Origin of the sequence: Kingella sp. SNUBH-2017, assembly GCF_028680565.1 — a bacterium.
Taxonomy (GTDB): Bacteria; Pseudomonadota; Gammaproteobacteria; order Burkholderiales; family Neisseriaceae; genus Kingella_D; species Kingella_D pumchi.
Genome location: NZ_JAPHVK010000005.1, coordinates 66,519 through 89,552, shown reverse-complemented (window position 1 = coordinate 89,552; position 23,034 = coordinate 66,519). Strand labels below are relative to the sequence as shown.

The 23,034-nt window shown below is 58.1% G+C and carries 19 protein-coding genes and 2 tRNA genes; 17 read left to right on the top strand and 4 right to left on the bottom strand.

All coding sequences use genetic code 11. The annotated features are described in order from the left end of the window. Nucleotides 1–36: 36 nt before the first annotated feature. The 7 genes from OP500_RS05585 to OP500_RS05555 all read left to right on the top strand — a co-directional run bounded on the left by OP500_RS05585 (nucleotide 37) and on the right by OP500_RS05555 (nucleotide 4,720). Nucleotides 37–933 carry a DMT family transporter gene (locus OP500_RS05585; RefSeq protein ID WP_274070428.1) on the top strand — a complete coding sequence of 299 codons (897 nt, stop codon included), beginning with the start codon at nucleotides 37–39 and terminating at the stop codon, nucleotides 931–933. Between the two features lies 1 nt (nucleotide 934). Beyond that, nucleotides 935–1,957 carry a tetraacyldisaccharide 4'-kinase gene (gene lpxK, locus OP500_RS05580; protein ID WP_274070427.1) on the top strand — a complete coding sequence of 341 codons (1,023 nt, stop codon included), beginning with the start codon at nucleotides 935–937 and terminating at the stop codon, nucleotides 1,955–1,957. Between the two features lie 83 nt (nucleotides 1,958–2,040). Beyond that, the gene (locus OP500_RS05575; RefSeq protein WP_274070426.1) at nucleotides 2,041–2,223 is read left to right on the top strand and encodes a Trm112 family protein; all 183 of its coding nucleotides are present in this window, start codon (nucleotides 2,041–2,043) and stop codon (nucleotides 2,221–2,223) included. Next, nucleotides 2,220–2,981 (top strand): 3-deoxy-manno-octulosonate cytidylyltransferase, encoded by a 762-nt coding sequence (gene kdsB / locus OP500_RS05570; RefSeq protein ID WP_274070425.1) that lies wholly within the window; start codon nucleotides 2,220–2,222, stop codon nucleotides 2,979–2,981. The genes OP500_RS05575 and kdsB overlap by 4 nt, the downstream gene beginning before the upstream one ends. Nucleotides 2,982–3,093: 112 nt before the next feature. After that, nucleotides 3,094–4,467 carry an FAD-binding oxidoreductase gene (locus OP500_RS05565; protein ID WP_274070424.1) on the top strand — a complete coding sequence of 458 codons (1,374 nt, stop codon included), beginning with the start codon at nucleotides 3,094–3,096 and terminating at the stop codon, nucleotides 4,465–4,467. Between the two features lie 94 nt (nucleotides 4,468–4,561). Continuing rightward, nucleotides 4,562–4,638: transfer RNA gene (locus OP500_RS05560), tRNA-Met, on the top strand. A gap of 6 nt (nucleotides 4,639–4,644) precedes the next feature. Continuing rightward, nucleotides 4,645–4,720 (top strand) — tRNA-Ala (locus OP500_RS05555). 142 nt (nucleotides 4,721–4,862) lie between these two features. Here OP500_RS05555 and OP500_RS05550 read toward each other — a convergent pair. Then, nucleotides 4,863–6,032, bottom strand: a complete 1,170-nt coding sequence (locus tag OP500_RS05550; protein WP_274070423.1) for an alpha-hydroxy acid oxidase — start codon at nucleotides 6,030–6,032, stop codon at nucleotides 4,863–4,865. 209 nt (nucleotides 6,033–6,241) lie between these two features. Here OP500_RS05550 and ung point away from each other — a divergent pair, with 209 nt between their 5' ends. From ung to OP500_RS05500, 10 genes are all read left to right on the top strand, one after another. Next, nucleotides 6,242–6,901: a uracil-DNA glycosylase gene (gene ung, locus OP500_RS05545; RefSeq protein ID WP_274070422.1), complete on the top strand. Its 660-nt coding sequence runs from the start codon at nucleotides 6,242–6,244 to the stop codon at nucleotides 6,899–6,901. A 268-nt stretch (nucleotides 6,902–7,169) separates the two neighbouring features. Next, nucleotides 7,170–10,025 (top strand): aminomethyl-transferring glycine dehydrogenase, encoded by a 2,856-nt coding sequence (gene gcvP / locus OP500_RS05540; protein WP_274070421.1) that lies wholly within the window; start codon nucleotides 7,170–7,172, stop codon nucleotides 10,023–10,025. Nucleotides 10,026–10,139: 114 nt separating this feature from the next. Next, nucleotides 10,140–11,285, top strand: coding sequence for a M14 family metallopeptidase (locus OP500_RS05535; protein ID WP_274070420.1), 1,146 nt, complete (start codon nucleotides 10,140–10,142; stop codon nucleotides 11,283–11,285). A 435-nt stretch (nucleotides 11,286–11,720) separates the two neighbouring features. Continuing rightward, nucleotides 11,721–12,641, top strand: coding sequence for an aspartate carbamoyltransferase (gene pyrB / locus OP500_RS05530; RefSeq protein ID WP_238746529.1), 921 nt, complete (start codon nucleotides 11,721–11,723; stop codon nucleotides 12,639–12,641). 9 nt (nucleotides 12,642–12,650) lie between these two features. Continuing rightward, complete coding sequence (gene pyrI / locus OP500_RS05525) at nucleotides 12,651–13,109, top strand: aspartate carbamoyltransferase regulatory subunit (protein ID WP_238746528.1); 459 nt, start codon at nucleotides 12,651–12,653, stop codon at nucleotides 13,107–13,109. 82 nt (nucleotides 13,110–13,191) lie between these two features. Next, nucleotides 13,192–13,770, top strand: a complete 579-nt coding sequence (locus OP500_RS05520; RefSeq protein WP_238746527.1) for a hypothetical protein — start codon at nucleotides 13,192–13,194, stop codon at nucleotides 13,768–13,770. Nucleotides 13,771–13,887: 117 nt separating this feature from the next. Beyond that, nucleotides 13,888–15,003 carry a tRNA 2-thiouridine(34) synthase MnmA gene (mnmA, locus tag OP500_RS05515; protein ID WP_274070474.1) on the top strand — a complete coding sequence of 372 codons (1,116 nt, stop codon included), beginning with the start codon at nucleotides 13,888–13,890 and terminating at the stop codon, nucleotides 15,001–15,003. A gap of 110 nt (nucleotides 15,004–15,113) precedes the next feature. After that, nucleotides 15,114–15,857, top strand: coding sequence for a 23S rRNA (guanosine(2251)-2'-O)-methyltransferase RlmB (gene rlmB, locus OP500_RS05510; protein WP_274070419.1), 744 nt, complete (start codon nucleotides 15,114–15,116; stop codon nucleotides 15,855–15,857). Beyond that, nucleotides 15,854–16,936: an A/G-specific adenine glycosylase gene (gene mutY / locus OP500_RS05505; protein ID WP_274070418.1), complete on the top strand. Its 1,083-nt coding sequence runs from the start codon at nucleotides 15,854–15,856 to the stop codon at nucleotides 16,934–16,936. Before rlmB ends, mutY begins: the two co-directional genes overlap by 4 nt. 321 nt (nucleotides 16,937–17,257) lie before the next feature. Beyond that, a complete protein-coding gene (locus OP500_RS05500; protein WP_274070417.1) occupies nucleotides 17,258–18,919 on the top strand; it encodes a phospho-sugar mutase in 1,662 nt (553 codons plus the stop codon). A 270-nt stretch (nucleotides 18,920–19,189) separates the two neighbouring features. Here the strand turns inward: OP500_RS05500 and OP500_RS05495 are convergent, their stop codons facing one another. The 3 genes from OP500_RS05495 to OP500_RS05485 all read right to left on the bottom strand — a co-directional run bounded on the left by OP500_RS05495 (nucleotide 19,190) and on the right by OP500_RS05485 (nucleotide 23,025). After that, complete coding sequence (locus OP500_RS05495; RefSeq protein WP_274070416.1) at nucleotides 19,190–19,723, bottom strand: restriction endonuclease; 534 nt, start codon at nucleotides 19,721–19,723, stop codon at nucleotides 19,190–19,192. Nucleotides 19,724–19,859: 136 nt separating this feature from the next. Further along, on the bottom strand, nucleotides 19,860–20,042 hold the full coding sequence (locus OP500_RS05490; protein ID WP_274070415.1) for a hypothetical protein: 183 nt from the start codon (nucleotides 20,040–20,042) through the stop codon (nucleotides 19,860–19,862). A 502-nt stretch (nucleotides 20,043–20,544) separates the two neighbouring features. Continuing rightward, complete coding sequence (locus tag OP500_RS05485) at nucleotides 20,545–23,025, bottom strand: toll/interleukin-1 receptor domain-containing protein (protein ID WP_274070414.1); 2,481 nt, start codon at nucleotides 23,023–23,025, stop codon at nucleotides 20,545–20,547. Nucleotides 23,026–23,034 lie beyond the last annotated feature (9 nt).

Here is a 23,034-nt window from a genome sequence, read left to right as displayed (position 1 = left end):
GCCGCTTTTATCAGCACAAGCACCCAAGGAGAAAACATGCAAGCGACGCTCAGGCCGCGCAGCGCGAGCATTTTGCTGGTGGCCGGCTCGGTATTGTTCGGGCTGGGCAGCGTGATTGTGGCGCGGGTGTCGCTGGGCGCTTATGCCGTCGCCTTTTGGCGGCTGGCGGTGGCGGCCGCGGTTTTTCTGCCGCTGGTGCGCCTGTCCGGCCAGCGCTGGCCGCAAAGCCGCAGGGCGCTTGCCGGAGCGCTGCTGGCGGGCGTGTTTCTCGCTTTCGATCTGGCGCTGTGGCATGAGAGCATCCGCGCCGTCGGCCCGGGCATTTCCACCGTGCTCAACTGCCTGCAGATTTTCTGGCTGACCGCCATCGGGCTGATGCTGTTCGGCGAAACGCTGGGCAGGCTGCAGCTGGCGGGACTGCTGGCGGCAATCGGCGGCGTGGCGATGATTGCCGTGCCCGAGTTCGGCCACAACGTGCAGGCAGGCTGGGGGTTGGTATCGGGGCTGCTGTCGGGCGTGATGCTGGCGGTGTCGATGGTTTTCGTGCGCCAAACCCAGCAGGCCGGACCGGTGGGCATTTTTCCGCTGATGTTTTTGATCAGCGTCGGCGGCATGGCGGCGCTGCTGCCGATTTCGCTGCTTTGGGAGAGCAACCGTTTTTTTCCCGCCGATTGGACGGAAGCCGGCTGGGTAATCGTTTACGGCATCGTGATGCAGTGCCTGGCCTGGGGCATGATTGCCTACTCGATTCCGCTGCTGTCGCTGGCGCTTACTGGTCTTTTACTGCTGGCCGAGCCGGTGGCGGCGCTGCTGATCGACAGCGTGTTTCTGCACAAGCCGGTCAGCGCCCTGCAATGGGCGGGCGCGGCGCTGACCATGCTGGCGATTTATCTCGGCTCGCTCAAAAGCGGCGCCAAGCAGGAGGCAGCCTGAAATGTCGCTGCAACGCATTATCGAGCGCCACTGGCAGCAGCCCAATTTGCTGCTGACCATATTGCTCTGCAGCTTCTCGCGCCTGTTTCAGGCTGCCGTATCGCTGCGACGGTGTCTGTATCTTTCAGGCTGCCTGAAACGCGAAAAACTGCCGCTGCCGGTGGTGGTGGTGGGCAATCTGCACAGCGGCGGCACCGGTAAAACGCCGGTTACCGCCGCGCTGGTGCGCGAACTGCGCCGGCAGGGCGTTGCCGCCGGCATCGTCAGCCGTGGCTACGGCCGCCGCAGCGGCGATATCCATGTGTTAAACGACAACAGCAGCGCTGACCAGGCCGGCGACGAGCCGCTGATGCTCTACCGCCAAACCGGCGCGCCGGTGGCCGTCGGCGCCGACCGCGCCGCCGCCGCCCGCGCCCTGATCACCGCCCATCCCGAACTCACGCTTTTGGTATGCGACGACGGCCTGCAGCACTACCGCTTGGCGCGCGATTTGGAAATCGTCGTCTATCCCGCCGCCGACGCCGGACGCCGCCCCGACCTGCTGCCCAACGGCAGCCTGCGCGAGCCGCTCTCGCGGCTGGCCGCAGCCGATGCGGTGCTGTTTTCCAACGGTGATGCCGATACCGCCCGCAGCGCCGAAAAACTTTTCAGGCTGCCTGCAGCGCGTTTTTACAGCCGCACCGAAGCCGGCCGCCCTTATCGTTTCGGCAGCCCCGCAGAAACCCTGTCGCCCACCGACATCCCCGCAGGCACGCGCTGCGCCGCCGCCGCCGCCATCGCCCGCCCCGAGCGCTTTTTCCACGAATTGGCGCAGCAGGGCTTTTGTCTCGACTCTGCCACCGCCCTGCCCGACCACGCCGCCATCGACCCGGCCAAACTGCCTGCAGCCGACTACGTTTTCATCACCGAAAAAGACGCGGTCAAACTGCCGCCCACAGCCGCCGGCAATATCTGGGTGCTGCCGGTTTGTGCGATAATCGCGCCCGATTTGGCTGCTTTCGTGCGTGCGCGCCTGAAGCTGTAACAAGCGCCACGCCAAGCAGCCTGAACGCCCCAAACGCCAACCCGCAGCCTGTTTTCAGGCTGCCTGAAAACGGAAAAACCGCCATGAACCGCGAAACCCTTGCCGTTTTGGTCTGCCCGCTGACCAAAAAACCGCTCGAATACCACGCCGACAAACAGGAATTGTGGAGCAAAGCCGCCAAGCTCGCCTTCCCCATCCGCGACGGCATCCCGATTATGCTGCCCGACGAAGCCCGCGAACTGAGCGATTTGGAAATCGATTCATGAGCATCTTCAGCGTGATTGTGCCCGCGCGGCTCGCGTCCACCCGCCTGCCCAACAAAGCGCTGGCCGACATCGGCGGCAAACCGATGGTGGTGCGTACCGCCGAACAGGCCGCCAAAAGCGGCGCGCAGCGGGTGTGCGTCGCCACCGACCACGCCGACATTCAGGCTGCCTGCCGCGAACATCACATCGACTGCGTGATGACCGCCGCCGATCACGCCAGCGGCACCAGCCGTCTGGCCGAAGCCGCCGCCCTGCTCGGTCTGGCCGACGGCGAAACCGTGGTCAATGTGCAGGGCGACGAGCCGCTGATTCCGCCGGCACTGATTGGCCGCGTTGCCGCCACCCTGCACGATAGCGGCTGCGCGATGGCGACCGCCGCCCATCCGGTTGCCGACTTTGCCGAGTTCACCAACCCCAACTGCGTGAAAGTCCTGACCGACGCCCAAGGCCGCGCCCTGTATTTCAGCCGCGCGCCGATTCCCTACCCGCGCGATTCGATGGCGCACGGCCGTCTGCCCGAACCGGCGCCGCTGCGCCACATCGGCATCTACGCCTACCGCGTCGGCTTTCTGCGCCGCTACGCCGCCCTGCCGCCCGCGCCGCCGGAAACGCTGGAAAGTCTCGAGCAGCTGCGCGCGCTGTGGCACGGTTTTGACATCGCCGTCGAAACCGCCGCCGAAGCCCCGCCCGCCGGCGTCGATACCGCCGCCGATCTGGCCCGCGCCCGCGCGGCTTTTCAGGCTGCCCAAAGCGTTTAAGGCAGCCTGAAACGGCACAAAGGCTGTTCAGGCTGCTTTTATCCCGCCCCGTTTTCCCGTTCACCCGCCCGATGCCTGCCGGCACCGCGCCCGTTTTTTCAGGCTGCCTGCCATGTCTCCCGATGCCCTGCGCGCCGAGTTGCGCGCCATACTCGGCGAAAACGAAATCGCCGCCGATCCCGCCCCCTACCAAACCGACCAGCGCCGCCGTTATTTCAGTCCCGATACCGTGGTGGCGCTGCCCGCCAGCGTGGCGGCGGTACAGGCGCTGGTGCGTTTTTGCCGCGAGCGCGGCATCACCCTGACCCCGCAGGGCGGCAACACCGGCCTGGTGGGCGGCAGCTGCGCCGATGGCGGCGTGATACTCAACCTGAGCCGCATCAACCGCATCCGCCACATTGATTTGGCGGATAACGCGGTTACCGTCGAAGCCGGCTGCGTGCTCGACACCCTGCGCGCTGCGGTGCGCGACGCCGGCCGTTTTTTCCCCTTGTCGCTTGCCAGCGGCGGCAGCTGCCAGATCGGCGGCAACATCGCCTGCAATGCCGGCGGCCTGAACGTGCTGCGCTACGGCACCATGCGCAATCTGGTGCTGGGGCTGGAAGTGGTGCTGCCCGACGGCTCGCTGGTGTCGCAGCTGGCGCCGCTGCACAAAAACACCACCGGCTACGATCTCAAGCAGCTTTTTATCGGCAGCGAAGGCACGCTGGGCGTGATTACCGCCGCCACACTGAAGCTGTTTGCGCTGCCGCAGTCGGATGCCACCGCCTGGGTCGGTACTGCCGGCATCGACGACGCGGTGCGGCTGCTGGCGCTGGTGCGCGACCGCTTCGGCGAGCGTTTGAGCAGCTTCGAGCTGGTCAGCCGCTACGCGCTGGAATTGTCGGCTTCTTTCAGCAGCCTGAAAGCACCAGCCGATGCCGACTGGCATGTGTTAATCGAGCTGACCGACAGCCTGCCGCAGCAGGATTTGGGCGCGCTGCTGGCCGAATGCCTGCTGGAAAACGGTTTTGACAACGCGGTACTGGCGCAGTCGGAACAAGAGCGGCGCGAATTGTGGACGCTGCGCGAAAATATTTCCGCCGCCCAGCGCAGTCTGGGCGCCAGCATCAAGCACGACATCGCCCTGCCGATCGCCCGCGTGCCCGAATTTGCCGACGCCTGCAGCTACGAGCTGAGCGCGCGTTTTGCCGGCATCAAAATCGTGCTGTTCGGCCATCTGGGCGACGGCTCGCTGCACTACAACACTTTTTTGCCCGGGCATCTGGACAATTCGGTGTACGAAGCCGAAGCGGCGATCAACGAAACCGTTTACCGCCACGTGCTGGCGCTGGATGGCACCATCGCCGCCGAACACGGCATCGGCAGCCTGAAAAAACACTGGCTGCCCCAAGTGCGCAGTGCCGAAGAAATGGCGCTGATGCGCGCGGTCAAGCAGCATCTCGATCCGCAAAACCTGTTCAACCCCGGCAAAATCTTTATTTAATTTCCCTACAAATCAAACCAATAAAAATCCCGCCGCGCCGGCGCATTGACAGGAAAACGCCGCCACAGTATAGTGCGCGCTTTCCAAACGCAGCGGCGAATTAGCTCAGTCGGTTAGAGCAGAGGAATCATAATCCTTGTGTCCGGGGTTCGAATCCCTGATTCGCCACCACAATTTGGGGGTATAGCTCAGTTGGTAGAGCGCTTGCATGGCATGCAAGAGGTCAGCGGTTCGATCCCGCTTACCTCCACCAAATTCAGAAAACACCGGCTTTCACAGCCGGTGTTTTTATATGCGCGGAAAATCTGCCGCCTGCTGCCGGTTCCAATATCAAAAAGGCAGCCTGAAAACCGTAAAACCGGTTTTCAGGCTGCCTTTATGCTGTCAAAAACGCTTTAAGAGGGCAGCGGATAAGTGCCTTTAACCAAGATGCTCTCGTCCACGCCCTGCAGGTCGCGGTGGCCGGTGAAGGCCATGGAGATGTCCATTTCGTTGTACATAATCTGCAGCGCACGGGTTACGCCGTCTTCGCCGTAGGCACCCAGGCCGTACAGGAAGGCGCGGCCGGTCATAAAGCCGCGGGCGCCCATTGCCCAGGCTTTGAGCATGTCCTGGCCGCTGCGGATGCCGCTGTCGAGCCATACTTCGGTTTGGCTGCCGACGGCCTGCACCACATCGGGCAGGGCGCGGATGCTGGACGGCGCACCGTCGAGCTGGCGGCCGCCGTGGTTGGAAACCACAATCGCATCGGCGCCGTATTTGACCGCCATTTCGGCGTCTTCCGGCTCCATAATGCCTTTGATGATGAGCTTGCCGCCCCACAAATCTTTAATGCGGGCCACGTCGTCCCAAGAAAGGCGCGGGTCGAACTGCTCGGAAGTCCAGGAAGAGAGCGAAGACAAATCGCCGACGTTTTTCGCATGGCCGACGATATTGCGGAAGGTGCGGCGCTCGGTATTGAGCATCGCTAAGCCCCATTCGGGTTTGGTCATCAGGTTGAGGATGTTCATCAGCGTCGGTTTGGGCGGCGCGGACAGGCCGTTTTTGATGTCGCGGTGGCGCTGGCCCAAAACCTGCAGATCGGCGGTCAGAATCAAGGCCGAACATTTGGCAGCTTGGGCGCGCTTGATCAGGTTTTCCATAAATTCGCGGTCGCGCATCACATACAGCTGGAACCAAAATGGCGCGCTGGTATTTTCGGCCACGTCTTCAATCGAGCAGATCGACATGGTGGAGAGCGAAAACGGAATGCCGAATTTTTCGGCGGCGCGGGCGGCAAGGATTTCGCCGTCGGCGTGCATCATGCCGGTGAAACCGGTGGGGGCGATGGCCAGCGGCATGTGGACGTCCTGGCCGATCATTTTGGTAGCGAGGCTGCGGCCTTCCATGTTGACCAGCACCCGCTGGCGGAATTTGATGGGATCGAAGTCGCTGCTGTTTTCGCGCAGGGTGGTTTCGGTCCACGAGCCGGAGGCTACGTAGTCGTAAAACATCTTCGGCACTTTGCGCTTGGCAACGCGGCGCAGGTCTTCGATGCAGGTCATTTTGCTGAGATTGCGTTTCATGGATTACCTTTTCTTCTTCGGAATGGAAACACAGGGGCGGCGCGGCAGGCCGGTCGTCCCACGGGGAAAAAACGCTGCATTCTTACCGATTCGCCCGCAAATTACAATAAGCAGTAGGGATTAGAAGGCGGCTATAATGCGCCCCGCACCGTTTCAGGCAGCCTGAAAGCGGCGCGCCGCCTCCTTCCAACCGTATGAAAGCAGCCGCCATGCACACCTGGCAAGACATTCTGGGCGCGGAAAAACAGCAGCCCTATTTTCAAAACACCCTGGCCGCCGTGCGCGGCGAACGCGAAAGCGGGCAGGCCGTTTACCCGCCCGCTGCTGATGTGTTCAACGCCTTCAAATACACCGCCTTTGCCGATGTAAAGGCAGTTATCCTCGGCCAAGACCCCTATCACAACGCCGGCCAGGCGCACGGGCTGGCCTTTTCGGTGCGCGAAGGCGTCCAGATTCCGCCCTCGCTGGCCAATATTTATAAAGAACTTTCCGAAGACATCCCCGATTTCCAGATTCCGCCGCACGGCTGCCTGACCGCCTGGGCGCAGCAGGGCGTACTGCTGCTCAACACCGTGCTTACCGTCCGCGCCCATCAGGCACACTCGCACGCCAATCTCGGCTGGGAAACCTTTACCGACCGCGTGATTGCCGGCCTGAACCAAGAGCGCGAGCATCTGGTGTTTATGCTGTGGGGCAGCCACGCCCAGAAAAAAGGCGCCATGATCGACCGCAGCCGCCATCTGGTGCTCACCGCGCCCCACCCCTCGCCGCTGTCGGCCTACCGCGGCTTTTTCGGCTGCCGCCATTTCTCGCAGGCCAACGCCTATCTTGCGGCGCACGGCATTGTGCCGATCGACTGGCGTTTGTAACACGGCTTTCAGGCTGCTTTCGGGTAAAAAGCAGCCTAAAAACTTGTCTGCCCGCCAAACTTTCAGGCTGCCCTGCCGGCAGCGCAGGCAGCCTGAAACATCCGAGTGCCCTGCCCCGCCGCCAATCTATGAATCATTTAAGCGCGCGCGTCGAAAATAATGGCGGATGCCAAAACGGCGTTCCGTTATAGAATGCGCGCTTTCAGGCTGCCTGAAAGGTTTTCAGGCTGCCGCACCGGTTTTCTTTCCCCAACCCGAGAGGATTACTATGAATTTCCAAGATCTGTTCAACCGCGACGAATTTGCCGCCCGCCACATCAGCTTCCCCAACCAGGCCGCGCTGCTGGCCGAGCTGGGCGAAAAGGACATGGCGTCCTTTATCGGCAACACCGTGCCGCAGAGCATCCGCATGCCCGGCGAAGTGCCGCTGCCCGACGCGCTCTCCGAAGCCGACGCGCTGGCCAAGCTCAAAGGCATCGCCGCCAAAAACCAAATCAAAAAATCCTATATCGGGCTGGGCTACTACCCCACCCGTCTGCCCAATGTGATTCTGCGCAACGTGCTGGAAAACCCGGGCTGGTACACCGCCTACACCCCCTATCAGGCCGAAATCGCCCAGGGGCGCTTGGAAGCGCTGCTGAACTTCCAGCAGATGTGCATCGACTTGACCGGTTTTGAAGTGGCCGGCGCCTCGCTCTTGGACGAGGCGACCGCCGCTGCCGAAGCGATGTCGATGGCGCACCGCGTGAGCAAATCGAAATCCAACCGCTTTTTCGTTGACGAGCGCGTTTATCCGCAAACGCTGGATGTGCTCAAAACCCGCGCCAAATATTTCGGCTTCGAGCTGGTGGTCGGCGGCTTTCAGGCTGCCTCGGAAGGCGAATTTTTCGGCGCGCTGTTCCAATACGTCGGCAAAGACGGCGATGTGGCCGATCTGGCCGACGTGATTGCCGCCGTAAAAGCCAAGGGCGCGGTGGTGGCCGTGGCCGCCGACGTAATGAGCTTGGTGCTACTCAAATCGCCCGCCGCGCTCGGCGCCGACATCGCTTTGGGCAACACCCAGCGCTTCGGCGTGCCGATGGCCTTCGGCGGCCCGCACGCGGCTTACTTTGCCTTTAAAGACGAATACAAACGCTCCTCGCCCGGCCGCATCATCGGCGTATCGAAAGACGCGGCGGGCAAACCGGCGCTGCGCATGGCGCTCTCCACCCGCGAGCAACACATCCGCCGCGAAAAAGCCACGTCCAACATCTGCACCGCGCAGGCGCTGTTGGCCAACCTATCGGGCATGTACGCGGTTTACCACGGCCCCGAAGGCGTCAAACGCATCGCCCGCCGCATCCACGCGCTGGCCTCGGCCTTTGCCGATGCCGTTCAGGCGGCAGGCAGCCTGAAAACCGTGCATCCAGTGTTTTTTGACACCGTTGCCGTCGATTGCGGCAGCGCGGCCAAAGCCGACGAAATCTACCAAAACGCGCTGGATGCCGGTTACAACCTGCGCCGCGCCGGCGATAACGTGCTCTCCGTCGCCTTCCACGAGCAGGCAAACGCCGAAGAATTTGCCGAGCTGGTAAAACTCTTTACCGGCCAAAGCGGCACCCTGCCGACCGAACCCGTTTTCAGGCTGCCTGAAAACCTGCTGCGCAGCGACGCCATCCTGCAGCACCCCGTGTTCAACCGCTACCACACCGAACACGAAATGCTGCGCTATCTGAAAAAACTCGAAGACCGCGATCTGGCGATGAACCGCAGCATGATTTCGCTCGGTTCCTGCACCATGAAGCTCAACGCCACCAGCGAAATGCTGCCGATTACCTGGCCCGAGTTCACCGAAATCCACCCCTTCGCCCCCCGCGAGCAGACCGCAGGCTATCTGGAAATGATCCGCGGCCTGGAAGAGCAGCTCAAAGCCGTTACCGGATTTGACGCCATCTCCATCCAGCCCAACTCCGGCGCCCAGGGCGAATACACCGGCATCCTGTCCATCCGCCGCTACCACGAAGCCAACGGCCAGCCCGAGCGCAACGTCTGCCTGATTCCGCGTTCTGCCCACGGCACCAACCCCGCCACCGCGCAGATGCTGGGCATGAAAGTCGTCGTTGTCGATACCGACGAACACGGCAATGTGGATGTTGCCGATCTCAGAGCCAAAGCCCAAGAGTACAAAGACACCCTCGGCGCGCTGATGATCACCTACCCCTCCACCCACGGCGTGTACGAAGAAGGCATCCGCGAAATCTGCCGAATCATCCACGAGAACGGCGGCCAGGTGTATATGGACGGCGCCAATATGAACGCCCAAATCGGCATCATGCAGCCGGCCGAAGTCGGTGCCGACGTGTTGCACATGAACCTGCACAAAACCTTCTGCATCCCCCACGGCGGCGGCGGCCCCGGCGTCGGCCCCATCGGCCTGAAAGCCCACCTCGCCCCCTTCGCGCCCAACCACAGCGTCAGCCCCGTCGAAGGCGCGTCAGACGGCCAAACTGCCGTTTCCGCCGCCCCCTACGGCTCCGCCGGCATCCTGCCGATTACCTGGATGTACATCACCATGATGGGCAAACGCGGCATGGAACAGGCCACCGAATGGGCGCTTTTAAACGCCAACTACGTCGCCAAACGCCTGAGCGAAGACTATCCCATTCTCTACACCGGCAAAAACGGCCGCGTCGCCCACGAGTGCATCGTCGATCTGCGCCCGCTCAAAGCCGAAAGCGGCATCACCGAAACCGACATTGCCAAACGCCTGATGGACTACGGCTTCCACGCCCCCACCGTCTCCTTCCCCGTGGCCGGCACCCTGATGATCGAGCCCACCGAGTCCGAGAGCAAAGCCGAACTCGACCGCTTTATCGCCGCGCTCAAATCCATCCGCCGCGAAGTGCAGCAGGTAATCGACGGCACCTGGCCCAAAGACGACAACCCGCTCGTCAATGCCCCGCACACCGCCGCCGACCTCACCGGCGAATGGACGCATCCCTACAGCCGCGAAGAAGCCGTGTTCCCGCTGCCGCACATCCGCGAACACAAATTCTGGCCCAGCGTCAAACGCGTGGACGACGTGTACGGCGACCGCAACCTCGTCTGTACCTGCCCGCCGCTTGAAGCCTACGAAGAAGCGTAAGCATTAAAGGGCAGTAAAGATAAGGCAGCCTGAAAGCCGCAAAAACGGTTTTCAGGCTGCCTTTTCCTGTGCCTGCGCTATAATGCCGCCTTTTCCACATTTACGGCCGATGCCATGAAAATCAGTACCCGATTCGATGCCGGTTCGGTAATTGTCCGCGAGTGCGCGCGCGCGGACGATATCCGTTTGTCGCTGCGGCCGGACAACGCCGCCGACTTCAAGCAATGGTTCTACTTCCGATTGCAGGGCGCGGCTTATACGCCCTGCCGCATCCGTTTCGACAATGCCGGCGAAGCGGCCTATCCGCAAGGCTGGGACGGCTATCAGGCGGTGGCTTCTTACGATCGCCAAAACTGGTTCCGCGTGCCCACCCGCTATGAAAACGGCGAGCTTGTGATCGAGCACACGCCGCTGGCCAACAGCGTTTATTACGCCTATTTCGAGCCCTATTCCTACGAGCAGCATTTGAACCTGCTGGGCGAAGCGCAGGGCAGCGGCCTGTGCCAGATCAGCGATTTAGGCAGCACGCCCGAAGGGCGCGACATCAATCTGCTGACCATCGGCAACTGCGTGGACAGCGATTTGAAAGTGTGGATTATTGCCCGCCAGCATCCGGGCGAGAGCATGGCCGAATGGTTTGCGGAAGGGCTGCTCACCCGACTGCTCGACCACCAAGACCCGACCGCGCGCGCGCTGCTGGATTTGGCCACCTTCTACGTTGTTCCGAACATGAACCCCGACGGCGTGGCGCTGGGCAACCTGCGCACCAACGCCGCCGGCGCCAACCTGAACCGCGAATGGCTCGCGCCCAGCGTGGAAAAAAGCCCGGAAGTGTATTACGTGCGCGAGAAAATGCACGAAACCGGCGTCGATCTCTTTCTCGACATTCACGGCGACGAAACCCTGCCGTATGTGTTTGTGGCCGGCACCGAAGGCGTGCCGAACTACAGCCCCAACACCGCCGAGCTGGAGCGCCTGTTCAAAACCGCCTTTCAGGCTGCCTCGCCCGATTTCCAAGACCAGCACGGCTATGAAAAAGACCAGCCCGGCCAGGCCAATCTGAATATGGCCACCGCCTATGTGGGCAACACTTTCGGCTGCCTGGCCTACACGCTGGAGATGCCGTTTAAAGACAACGACAACCTGCCCGACGACGATTTCGGCTGGAACGGCCAGCGCTCGCTGCGCCTGGGCGAGAGCATCTTAAGCCCCATCCTCGCCGTCTGCCGCCGCCTGCACCCCGAAGCCGGCGACGAGTAAAACCGTTTTCCCGCCCACAATTTTCAGGCTGCCCAAGCCAACAGCGGCAGCCTGAAAACGCCAAAAGCAGCCTGAAAGCCCTATCCGCCTTTCAGGCTGCTTTTATTGGGATAACCTACCCTATACTGCTCTCCCTAAAGAAAAAGGCAGCCTGAAACCCCACCTGTAGGGTGCGCACCGCGCACCAAAACACCCGCCCCAAACACTTTCAGGCTGCCCGAAACCTGCCAACAACAAAGCAGCCTGAAAGCGCCCGCCTTGCCGCCGCCGGCGCGCACGCCGTATAATCCGCCCGTTTTTTTCCGCTTGGAAACCCGCCATGAGCACCCGCCGCCATTTCGCATCCACCGCCAGCCCGCAGCGCGGCGGATGTTTTGTTTTCCCGACCCGTTGCCGCCAGACGGGTTTTGTTTTGCCCGCCAGAAAGGAAACGCCATGAACAACCCGTTTTACCGGCAGCACCTGATTTCCGTGCCCGACTGCGGCAAAGAAGGCCTGCAGCTGCTGCTGGATACCGCGCTGAAACTCAAAGCCGAACCGCGCCGCGACCTGCTGGCCGGCAAACTGATTGCCTCCTGCTTTTTCGAGCCCTCCACCCGCACCCGCCTGTCGTTTGAAACCGCCGTGCAGCGGCTGGGCGGCACGGTGATCGGTTTTTCCGACGGCGCCAACACCAGCGCCAAAAAAGGCGAAACCCTGGCCGACACCGCCCGCATCATCTCCGGCTACGCCGACGCCATCATCCAGCGCCACCCCAAAGACGGCGCGGCGCGGCTGGCGGCGGAATTTTCCGCGGTGCCGGTAATCAACGCCGGCGACGGCACCAACCAGCACCCCAGCCAAACCCTGCTCGATCTGGTCAGCATCTACGAAACCCAAGGCCGCCTGAACGGCCTGAAAATCGCCATGTGCGGCGACTTGAAATACGGCCGCACCGTGCATTCGCTGGCACAGGCGCTCAAACTGTGGGGCTGCGAATTTGCCTTCGTCTCGCCGCCGACGCTGGCCATGCCCGACTACATCACCGAAGAGCTGGACGACGCCGGCTGCCGCTGGCAGGTGTTTACCGACCTGCAAAGCGCGGCGCAATGGGCGGACATCCTGTATATGACCCGCGTGCAGCGCGAGCGTTTCGATGCCGAAGAATTTTCGCGCATCCAGGGCAAGTTCAACCTCAATGCCGCGCTGCTCTCCGGCGTGCGCGACAATCTGCGCGTGCTGCACCCGCTGCCGCGCGTCGATGAAATCCACCCCGACGTTGATGCCACGCCCTATGCCTACTATTTCCAGCAGGCGGGCAACGGCCTGTATGCGCGGATGGCGATTTTGTCGCTGGTTTTAAACGAAACCGTTTAGGAGACACCCGTGAAAAACACCCGACTCAGCGTAGAAGCCATTGAAAACGGCACCGTAATCGACCACATCCCCGCAGGCCTCGGCCTGACCATCCTGCGCCAGTTCAAACTCCTGCACTACGGCAACGCGGTAACGGTGGGCTTCAACCTGCCGAGCAAAACGCAGGGCAGCAAAGACATCATTAAAATCAAGGAAGTGCACTTCAAAGAAGAAGACGCCAACCGGCTGGCGCTGTTTGCGCCGCAGGCGGTGGTCAACCGCATCAGGGGATTTGAAGTGGTGGAAAAAATGCGCCTGACCCTGCCCGAGGCCATCAGCGAAGTATTCCGCTGCCCCAACCACAACTGCGCCAGCCACGGCGAGCCGGTAAAAAGCCGCTTCTACATCGCCACCCGCGGCAGCGACATCCGTCTCAAATGCCACTACTGCGAAAAAACCTTCGAGCGCGAATCGGTGGCCGAAGCGTAAAACCGTGCTTTCAAGCAGCCTGAAAACAGCCAAGCGCTTTTCAGGCTGCCTTTTCCGTCTTCCAACCCGCAAGGTTTTTTACATGAAATACCGTCTAAGCATCCTAGTCGTTGCGCTGCTGGCCGCACATACCGCCGCCGGCGACACAGGCATTAGCGCCGACGAAATCAAAGCCGTGCTGCAATGCCGCTACACTTCGCTTCAGGCGCAGCTTTGGCGCATGGATTTGCCTGCAGAAGGGCAGCATTCGGGCATTGTGCGCCGCGCCGGCACTTATGGCGGCAGACTTGCGCGTTACACCCTTGACCAGCCGGTCAGCCTTGTCGAGCCCACCGGCGGCGATGTGCTGCAAATCCGCGAATTTACCGTTAGCGGCAAAGGCGTTTTGGCGGCCGTCGATATCGCCCGCTATCCGGCGCTGGCACAACGGCTCAAACAGGCCGACGAAGCATTCGCCCGCAGCATTGCCGGCCAAAAGACACACGCAAGCATACCGCTCGGCCGCGACATCGCCGCCAGCGAACCCGATTTGTCGGGCAACAGCGAGACGCCCTACCAAGACATCACCGTCAGCCGCTATTACGGCTTCTGGCCGGTCAGCGACGCAGCGGGCAAAAAAATTGCCGGCAAAGAATTTATCGGCTGCCGCTATCCGCAGTAAGCGCAAAGCGAAAATACCTTGCCCGCACCTTTTCAGGCTGCCTTTAAAGGCAGCCTGAAAGCCAAAAAACAGCCGAAATCGGGTAAAATCCGCCGCCTGATTTTCACCGGACACACCATGAGTTCCACCCCGCAAAACATCATCGTCGGCCTTTCCGGCGGCGTTGATTCTTCCGTTACCGCGCAGCTCTTGAAACAGCAGGGGCACCATGTGCGCGGCGTTTTTATGCAAAACTGGGAAGACGACGACAACGACGAATACTGCAGCATCAAGCAAGATTCCTTCGATGCCATCGCCGTGGCCGATATCGTCGGTATCGACATCGACATCGTCAATTTCGCCGGCCAATACAAAGACAAAGTCTTCGCCTACTTTCTGCAGGAATACCAGGCCGGCCGCACGCCCAATCCCGATGTGCTGTGCAACGCCGAAATCAAGTTCAAATCCTTTCTCGACTACGCCCTCGAACACGGCGCCCAAGCCCTGGCCACCGGCCACTACGCGCGCAAAGAAGTGCGTGCCGACGGCCGCCACTACCTGCTCAAAGGCCTCGACGAAAACAAAGACCAAAGCTATTTTCTCTACCGCCTGCAGCCCTACCAGCTCGAGCGCGCGCTGTTTCCCCTAGGCAGCCTGAAAAAGCCCGAAGTGCGCCGCATCGCCGCCGAAGCCAATCTGCCCACCGCCGCCAAAAAAGACAGCACCGGCATCTGCTTTATCGGCGAGCGCCCGTTTCGCGAGTTTCTGCAAAAATACCTGCCCACCGCCGAAGGCGAAATGGTTACGCCTGAAGGCAAAGTGGTCGGCCGCCACATCGGCCTGATGTTCTACACGCTCGGCCAGCGCAAAGGGCTGGGTATCGGCGGCGCCGGCGAGCCGTGGTTTGTTGCCGGCAAAGACTTGGCCGCCAACAAACTGATCGTGGTGCAGGGACACGACCACCCGCTGCTGTTTTCAGGCAGCCTGACCATGAGCCAGCTAAGCTGGACGCTGCCCGCGCAAGCCGGCGATCGCGAAGGCGCCGCGCCGCCGCCCGGCCGCTACACCTGCAAAACCCGCTACCGCATGGCCGATGCTCCCTGCGAATTGCGCTATCTCGACAACAACCGCGCCGAATTGGTGTTTGATACGCCGCAATGGGCGGTAACCCCCGGCCAGTCCGCCGTGCTGTACGATGGCGACGTGTGCTTGGGCGGCGGCATTATCGACAGCGCTGCTAGCGAGCCCAAATAAAAAACCTACGGCTCTGCTGCGCCTTGCCGTACCGGGTGTACTGTCTGCGGCTTGCTGCCTTGTATCTTTTTCATTTTGACTCGCTATCAATAACTTTCAGGCTGCCTACCATGAGCAACAAACGACTGATCTACGGCTTTCACGCCGTTAATGCCCGCCTGTGGCAAAACCCCAAAAGCCTGCTCGAACTTTATGTGCAGGAAGGCAAAAGCGATGCCCGCACCCGCGAAGTGCTGGAGCAGGCGGCCAAATGCAATGTGCGCGTGCATTTTGCCGATGCCGAGCGCCTGGCCGCCATCTGCAAAAACGCCCGCCATCAGGGCGTGGCCGGCTTTATCGACGCTTCCAAAAACCACGTCCATCTCGAAGACGTGCTGGAAAACCTGAAAGAGCCGCCGTTTTTACTGGTGCTCGACGGCATTACCGACCCACACAATCTCGGCGCCTGCCTGCGTACCGCCGACGCGATGGGCGTGCACGCCGTTATCGCGCCCAAAGACCGCAGCGCCGGCCTGAACGCCACCGTGAGCAAAGTTGCCTGCGGCGCCGCCGAAAGCCTGCCCTACATCACCGTAACCAACCTCGCCCGCACCCTGCGCGAACTCAAAGAATACGGTATCTGGATCGTCGGCACCGATATGGGCGGCGAAGCCGACCTCTTTCATTATCCGGTGCCCGAGAGCGTGGCGTGGGTGATGGGCAACGAAGGCGAAGGCATGCGCCGTCTCACCCGCGAGCATTGCGATGCGCTGGTGTCGATTCCGATGTACGGCAGCGTCGAGAGCATGAACGTTTCCGTCAGCACCGGCATGGTGCTTGCCGAAACCCGCCGCCAACGCAGCCTGAAAGCATGAATGCCGTTTCAGGCTGCCTTGCCGCAGCCGATGCCGACACCGTCCGCCGCGAGTTCGCCCCGCGCCTGATCCGCTGGCAGCGCCGCCACGGCCGCCACGGCCTGCCCTGGCAGGGCGCCGACGCCTACGGCGTGTGGCTGTCGGAAATCATGCTGCAGCAAACCCAGGTCGCCACCGTGCTCGACTACTACCCGCGTTTTCGCAGCGCCTTTCCCGATGTCGCCAGCCTGGCCGCCGCGCCCGAAGACGAAGTGCTGCGGCTGTGGGCCGGACTGGGTTACTACAGCCGCGCCCGCAACCTGCACAAAGCCGCGGCGCAGGTCAGCCGCGACTTTGGCGGCCGTTTCCCCGCCGAACGCAGCGAATTGGAAAAACTCGCCGGCGTCGGCCGCAGCACCGCCGCCGCCATTGCCGCCTTCGCCTTCGGCCGCCGCGAAACCATACTCGACGGCAACGTCAAACGCGTGCTGTGCCGCCTGCTCGCCCTCGACGGCGACCCTGCCGACAAAACCTTCGAGCGCCAGCTGTGGCGGCACGCCGAACAACTGCTGCCGCCAGCCGCCGCCGATATGGCCGCCTACACCCAGGGGCTGATGGACTTGGGCGCCACCGTTTGCCGCCGCAGCAAACCCGACTGCGCCGCCTGCCCGATGCACGACATCTGCGCCGCCCGCCGCGACGGCCGCACCGCCGAGCTGCCGCGCAAAAAAAGCGCCGCCGCCGTCAAACAGCAAACCCTGTACTGGCTCGACCTGCGCCGCGCCGACGGCAGCCTGCTGCTGGCAAAACGCCCGCCCAAAGGCATCTGGGCAGGACTCTACTGCCTGCCCAGCTTTGATAGCCTGGCTGCCGCCCACGCCTTTGCCGAACAATGCGGCTGCCCCGCCGCCGCCCTGCACGAAGAGAGCCCCCTAACCCACCGCCTGACCCACCGCCTGCTGGAAATCATCCCCCTATCCGCCCGCATCAGGCAGCCTGAAACCCCCGCCGCCCCCTACCAATGGGTAAGCCCCGCCCAACTGCCCGACTACGGCCTGCCCAAACCGCTCGAACGCTACCTGCAGCACAAAGCAGCCTGAAAAACAAAAGCAGCCTGAAAACCCCACCCCGTAGGGTGCGCCCCGCGCACCAAAACACCCGCACCAAACTCTTTCAGGCTGCCTGAAAACAAAAGCAGCCTGCAACCCACCCCGCAGGGTGCGCACCGCGCACCAAAACACCCGCCCAACCCTTTCAGGCTGCCTGAAACCCGACAACAACAAAGCAGCCCGAAACCCCACCCCGTAGGGTGCGCACCGCGCACCAAACACCCACCCCAAACACTTTCAGGCTGCCTGAAACCATCCGATAAAAAGCAGCCTGAAACCCACACCCGACCAACCAAGCAAAGGAGCAAAGCCATGCAGCACGACTACGCCGCCGCCGAAAACTGGCTGGCACAAGACCCCGACCCCGAAACCCGTGCCGAACTCTCCGCCCTACTCGCTGCCGCCCGCAGCGGCGACGATGCCGCGCGGCAGGAAATCGGCAGCCGCTTCGCCGGCCGTCTCACCTTCGGCACCGCCGGTTTGCGCGGCCCGCTGCAGGCCGGCCCCTCGGGCATGAACCGCGTGTTGGTGGCGCAAAGCGCAGCCGGTCTGGCCGCCTATATCAAAGCCGCCAATCCCGAGCGTCCCAGCATCGTTATCGGCTTTGACGCGCGCAAAAACTCCGAACGCTTCGCCCGCGACAGCGCCGAAATCATGGCCGGCGCCGGCATCCGCACCCTGCTGCTGCCTCGTCCGCTGCCTACCCCCGTGCTCGCCTACGCCCTGCGCCTGTTTGACGCCGACGCCGGCGTGATGGTTACCGCCAGCCACAACCCGCCGCAGGACAACGGCTACAAAGTCTATCTGGGCAAGGCCAACGGCGGCGGCCAAATTGTGCCGCCCGCCGATGCCGACATCGCCCGCCATATCGACCAGGCCGCCGCCGGCGACATCCGCAAGCTGCCGCGCAGCCAGGACTACCAAACTCTCGACGAAAGCTGCATCGACAGCTATATCCGCACCACCGCCGAGCGCATCGATGCCGCCCAAGTGCCGCTGAACTACGTTTACACCGCCCTGCACGGCGTCGGCAGCGAAGTGCTGTTCAAAACCTTTCAGGCTGCCTCGCTGCCGCTGCCGCAAGCCGTGGCCGAGCAAAACGAGCCCGATGGCCGTTTCCCCACCGTATCCTTTCCCAATCCCGAAGAAGCCGGCGCCCTCGATCTGGCGCAGGCGCTGGCAAACGCCGTCGGCGCCGAGCTGATTATCGCCAACGACCCCGACGCCGACCGGCTGGCCGCCGCCATTCCCGACGGCAGCGGCGGCTGGAAAATCCTCCACGGCAACACCATCGGCAGCCTGCTGGGCTGGGATGCCGCCCGCCGCGCCCAAGCCGCCGGCCGCCGCGGCACCCTCGCCTGCTCGCTGGTATCCTCGCCTGCACTGGCCGAAATCGCCCGCCGCTACGGCCTGGCCAGCAAACAAACCCTCACCGGCTTCAAATACATCGCCCAAATCCCCGATCTGATCTACGGCTACGAAGAAGCGCTCGGCTATCTCACCGACCCCGAAAAAGTGCGCGACAAAGACGGCATTTCCGCCGCCGCCGCCTTTGTTGCGCTGGCATGCAGCCTGAAAAAACAAGGCAAAACCCTTGCCGACCATATCGCCGAATTTGAAGCCGAGTTCGGCATCTACGCCAGCGCCCAGCTCTCGCTGCGCACCGCCTCGCCTGCCGCCGCCGGCGCCCTGGTCGCCACCCTGCGCCAAAACCCGCTGCGCGAGCTGGCCGGCCGCGCCGTCCAAGCATGCCGCGACTACCAAGCCGAAAGCCCCGCTGCCGACATCCTGCAATACACCCTCGCCGACGGCAGCCGCCTGATTGTCCGCCCCTCCGGCACCGAACCCAAAGTCAAGTTCTACTTCGACGTGCGCGGCGACACCCCCGCCGCCGCCGATGCCCTGCTCGCCGAACTCGACACCGCCCTGCGCGAAACCCTGCGCCGCCCCGAATACGGCAGCCAGCCGGTCTAAGCCCCAAAACGCGCCACCGGAAATCCATCCGGCGGCGCGTTTTTTCAGGCTGCTTTTCTCGGACAAGGCAGCCTGAAACGGGACTTTGTTTCCGCGCGTAGGGTGCACACCGTGCACCATTTACCGCACCGGCCACCGCTTCGATGCGCGATGCGCACCCTACACCGATAAAAGCAAAGCAGCCTGGAAAGGGAGAAATACCGTTTTCAGGCTGCCTGTTGATTGGCTTTTCAGGCTGCTTGGACAGCGGGCGGGCAGCCTGAAAAACAATTACGCCGCATCGCGTTTGGCGGCGGCTTTGATGTCTAGGATTTGGCGCACGAAGGCGGCGAGTTTGGCGGGGAAGTCGGCATTGTTCAGGCTGCCGATTAGGGCGAAGGTGTCGGGTTTGCCGCCGTCGTCGGCGGTGATAGTTTTGCCGGTGTAGTATTTGAAAAACAATGCCTTGCCGCCGCGGATTTTGCCGCGGTGCAGAACGAGAATATCACCGTTTTCAGCTGCGGCGAATGCGCCCGATAAGGCGCGGTTGATGCCGTCGGACGGAAAGTTGATTTCGGCGGCGAGCGAGACTTTTTTGCCGGCAACGGGTGCGCCTAAGCCGAAGCCGTTCCAGCATTTTTTATCCTGCTGCGCGCGGGCGTACCACAAATCCAGCTCGGGCGAGTAGGCGGCTTCGGTGTCCAATCCGCCGCCAACGCCGGAGACGGTGCAGGGGATGGTTTGCGTTAGAACGGTTTGCAGGACTTGGACGAAACGGCTATGGGCGGCGGCGAGCTGGGCGGAGTCGGTGAGAATGGCGGGCATGTGGTGTCCTTTGCTTGTGGTGGATGGAAAGGCAGCCTGAAAATGGGGTTTCAGGCTGCTTTTGGGTGGTTGTAGGTTGGGTTGTAAACCCAACAAAACAGGTGAATTTTACGGTTTTGTTGGGTCTAAACCCAACCTACGCTTGCTGTTTGCTGGCAGACAGGTTTTCGGCACGAGGGAAATGGGCGGAGAATTTGGTTTTAATCAGCCGCCAGCGCAGGGAATAATCCGCATCGTCGGGTGGCAGCGTCCAAATGGCATGAATGTGGTTTGGCAGTACGCATACGGCGACGGTTTCAAAGGGATATTGTTTTTGCACATCCACATAAGCTGCACGCGAAGCCGATATGTTCGACAAGCAGGCGCGATTTTGGATCGGCGAGTTTGACGGTGAAAAAGAATGTGCCGCCGGCAATGAAGTTTCTGCGATAACGCGCCATAGGATTTTTGTTTGTGGTTTGGGTGTTGGAGAAGGAATGGTTTGTTGTTTAAGGTTTTAACTTTGTTGGAGCTGATGTTTTCAGACGACATTGGAGGCCGTCTGAAATGTTGAAACGGCAAACCGTCAATCAAGCAACCGCGTGCGTGCGTACCGCACACACCTTACACGTTGGTTTTTAAGTTCTGAGTGATTCATCGGCAGGGTGTGTGACGCAGCCACGCACGCGCTCGGTTGGATATGCAGGCTACGGCTTGCTACGGGGATGGTTTCAGACGGCGTTGGAGGTCGTCTGAAAGGGTTGTAGGTTGGGTTGTAAACCCAACAAAACGGATGGAATTAAAAGTTTTGTTGGGGCTAGATCAAACCTAAGCTTGCCAGTTTATTCACATTTTTTGAGATAATTTTCGATATCTGAAATAACTTTTTCTGGAAAGGTTCCTTTAACTTTTAAAAAGTAAGTCTGAGCTGATGCATCATTTAATTCATAAGATTTTAAAACCATAATTTTACAAAAAACAAAAATTAACTTATTAAATATATCACTACCTCTGTCAAACTTTTGTTCTATTCTTAAAATAGAAGAATTTAGGTTATTGTAATCTATTTTGACATTATTTTTAATAATCTCCAATTCAACAAGATAAGGATATATAGCATCAGGGAAAGCATTTATGCAGTCATTTATTTCTAAAAGAGCTTTAGAATAATCTTTTTGTACATAGGCTATAAATTGTGCTTTTGAAGTACCAAACATTTCTTTAGCTTTTTCATGTTGACTACTTTTTAGAGCATCCAAAAGAGTATATAATATATTCTCCTTATCTGAATCTAATAATTTATCATCACGGATAATACATTTAAAATAACTTTGAATGTAATAGGGATTAGATGGATCCGATTCGTAATTTGATTTTGCAAGACCATAAGCCTTATCATATTGTTCTGTGTTTATATAAACTTGAACCAATTCTCGTTTAGCTCTAAAGTGGTTGGGATCATTTTCTAAGGTTAACAATAAATTTTCAATGGCCTTATCAGAACGGTTAGTCAATCTATAGTAAAATCCTAGTATGAAATTATGCTCAACTCCATTTATTTTTTGAACTACACGTAATAGACTAGAGTTTCTTAAACGAGCTAAAGATAGACAATACCAATATAAAACTTCATCTATAATTTTCTTGTCTAGATTATTTTCATACGATAAAATTTTTTCAGCTAATTTCACAACAAAAGAATATTTTTTATCATAATTATATAGATCACGCATTGCGTTTAAATATAGAGATGGAATTGCATACCTTAAAGGAATTTCCATATCCATTTTTAGAGATTGTCTTGAGTAAAATACTTCAGATGATCTATCTATACTTAAATTCTGAAAATATTTTTCTGCCTGTTTTCTAATAATAGCTTTATATTCTTGATTTAATTCGAAATTTAATCTTTCTATATAATCTCTTGTGGAATCAGTTAGCTTGATATACTCCTCTCCTTTGACAATGGGTTCTATTAGTAATTCATTCTCAAAAGATATGAGCAATTTCTCAATATCAGAATATTCTTTTTTAAAAACAGAATAAATAAGGGTTTTGCTAAATATTTCTCCCATCGATAAAAATTTTAATAACTGAAGTGCTAATTTATCATTTTTATGCTCATATTCCTCCAATAATTTTTTTAGATAATCATTATTAAAGTCTACCGCATTCTTTATAATTTCAGAAATATTAACACCTATTTCAAGAAGTTTTACAATAATCCTAATTTGTTTTGGGATGCCAGTACAGATCTTAAGTAGATCTTTTGCATCACTTTCGCTTAATTCGATACCATGTATTTTTATCAATCTTTCAAGATATAGTTTTCTTTCATGTGGCGCAAATTCAGGAAGTGTAATATTAATTAAACAATCTCCAAAATCTTTCCATGTATTTCTTATTCTTGTTTTAGTTGCAACACAAATTTTAATATCAGTAGTTTGTAAGCTTAATTTTAATTTTCTCATTAATTCAATAAACCACTCGGCACACTCTCCTCTTTTTGAAAAAATACAATGATCATCTATTATCATAATAATTTCATCATTATTAAACAACTCTAAAATTAGATTATAGCAAATTTCTATTTTCTCATTAATCGTTTTGGATAAAAGATTTTCTACATAGGAAACATCTTTCTCAGAAGAGTATTGGTCAAATAATTGAAGAATAAAGTCTTCAATAGACTTTCTTCTGTCAAGAGAAATTTGTATAGGATAATAATATTTCTCTATGATATGTGCATCAGTTAAAACTTTTTTAATGAATTTTTTCTTACCGATATTGGGAAGTCCACTAACTAACAAGGAAAAGGGTCTTTCTCCATCCGCAGGGTATAACTCTTTTTCAAAAAAAGCTTTTTCTTCATTTCTTCCTATAAATAATTGTTTTTCTTCATTATTTATAGGTAGTTTATCAGCTATAGCAGATAAAATTTTTTCTTTTATGAATTTTGCAGCTTTCTGTGGTTTATTAATTAATTTTATATTATAAGATTTCATCCATTCAGGTATTAATGGCGATTTATGAGTAATAGAAGAATCGATTAAAATTGGAATAAATTTTTTATAACTATTGCTTTTAATAAAATTTTCTGCTTCTATTAATTCTTTTTTTACCCACTCACTACTTAAGGAGTCGGTAGATATAAAAAAAACAAATACTCCACTATTTTCGATTCCTGTATATATTTCATCTAATGTCTTACCTCCCGCATCAAAGCTCCAGCTATCATAGTTGACCTTATCTTTACCTAAAATACTCGCCACTTGCTCAACATAATCTTTTTGTTTGCTACTATGAGATAAAAAAGCCTTCATAAATAATTC

Bases quoted from the DNA above. Each gene is read 5' to 3' on its own strand.
- OP500_RS05550 (WP_274070423.1), bottom strand. From the start codon at position 6,032: ATGAAACGCAATCTCAGCAAAATGACCTGCATCGAAGACCTGCGCCGC.
- OP500_RS05485 (WP_274070414.1), bottom strand. From the start codon at position 23,025: ATGAAGGCTTTTTTATCTCATAGTAGCAAACAAAAAGATTATGTTGAG.
- pyrB (WP_238746529.1), top strand. From the start codon at position 11,721: ATGAACAACCCGTTTTACCGGCAGCACCTGATTTCCGTGCCCGACTGC.
- OP500_RS05565 (WP_274070424.1), top strand. From the start codon at position 3,094: ATGTCTCCCGATGCCCTGCGCGCCGAGTTGCGCGCCATACTCGGCGAA.
- OP500_RS05500 (WP_274070417.1), top strand. From the start codon at position 17,258: ATGCAGCACGACTACGCCGCCGCCGAAAACTGGCTGGCACAAGACCCC.
- rlmB (WP_274070419.1), top strand. From the start codon at position 15,114: ATGAGCAACAAACGACTGATCTACGGCTTTCACGCCGTTAATGCCCGC.
- OP500_RS05495 (WP_274070416.1), bottom strand. From the start codon at position 19,723: ATGCCCGCCATTCTCACCGACTCCGCCCAGCTCGCCGCCGCCCATAGC.
- mutY (WP_274070418.1), top strand. From the start codon at position 15,854: ATGAATGCCGTTTCAGGCTGCCTTGCCGCAGCCGATGCCGACACCGTC.
- OP500_RS05520 (WP_238746527.1), top strand. From the start codon at position 13,192: ATGAAATACCGTCTAAGCATCCTAGTCGTTGCGCTGCTGGCCGCACAT.
- OP500_RS05585 (WP_274070428.1), top strand. From the start codon at position 37: ATGCAAGCGACGCTCAGGCCGCGCAGCGCGAGCATTTTGCTGGTGGCC.
- mnmA (WP_274070474.1), top strand. From the start codon at position 13,888: ATGAGTTCCACCCCGCAAAACATCATCGTCGGCCTTTCCGGCGGCGTT.
- gcvP (WP_274070421.1), top strand. From the start codon at position 7,170: ATGAATTTCCAAGATCTGTTCAACCGCGACGAATTTGCCGCCCGCCAC.
- lpxK (WP_274070427.1), top strand. From the start codon at position 935: ATGTCGCTGCAACGCATTATCGAGCGCCACTGGCAGCAGCCCAATTTG.
- OP500_RS05535 (WP_274070420.1), top strand. From the start codon at position 10,140: ATGAAAATCAGTACCCGATTCGATGCCGGTTCGGTAATTGTCCGCGAG.
- ung (WP_274070422.1), top strand. From the start codon at position 6,242: ATGCACACCTGGCAAGACATTCTGGGCGCGGAAAAACAGCAGCCCTAT.
- kdsB (WP_274070425.1), top strand. From the start codon at position 2,220: ATGAGCATCTTCAGCGTGATTGTGCCCGCGCGGCTCGCGTCCACCCGC.
- OP500_RS05575 (WP_274070426.1), top strand. From the start codon at position 2,041: ATGAACCGCGAAACCCTTGCCGTTTTGGTCTGCCCGCTGACCAAAAAA.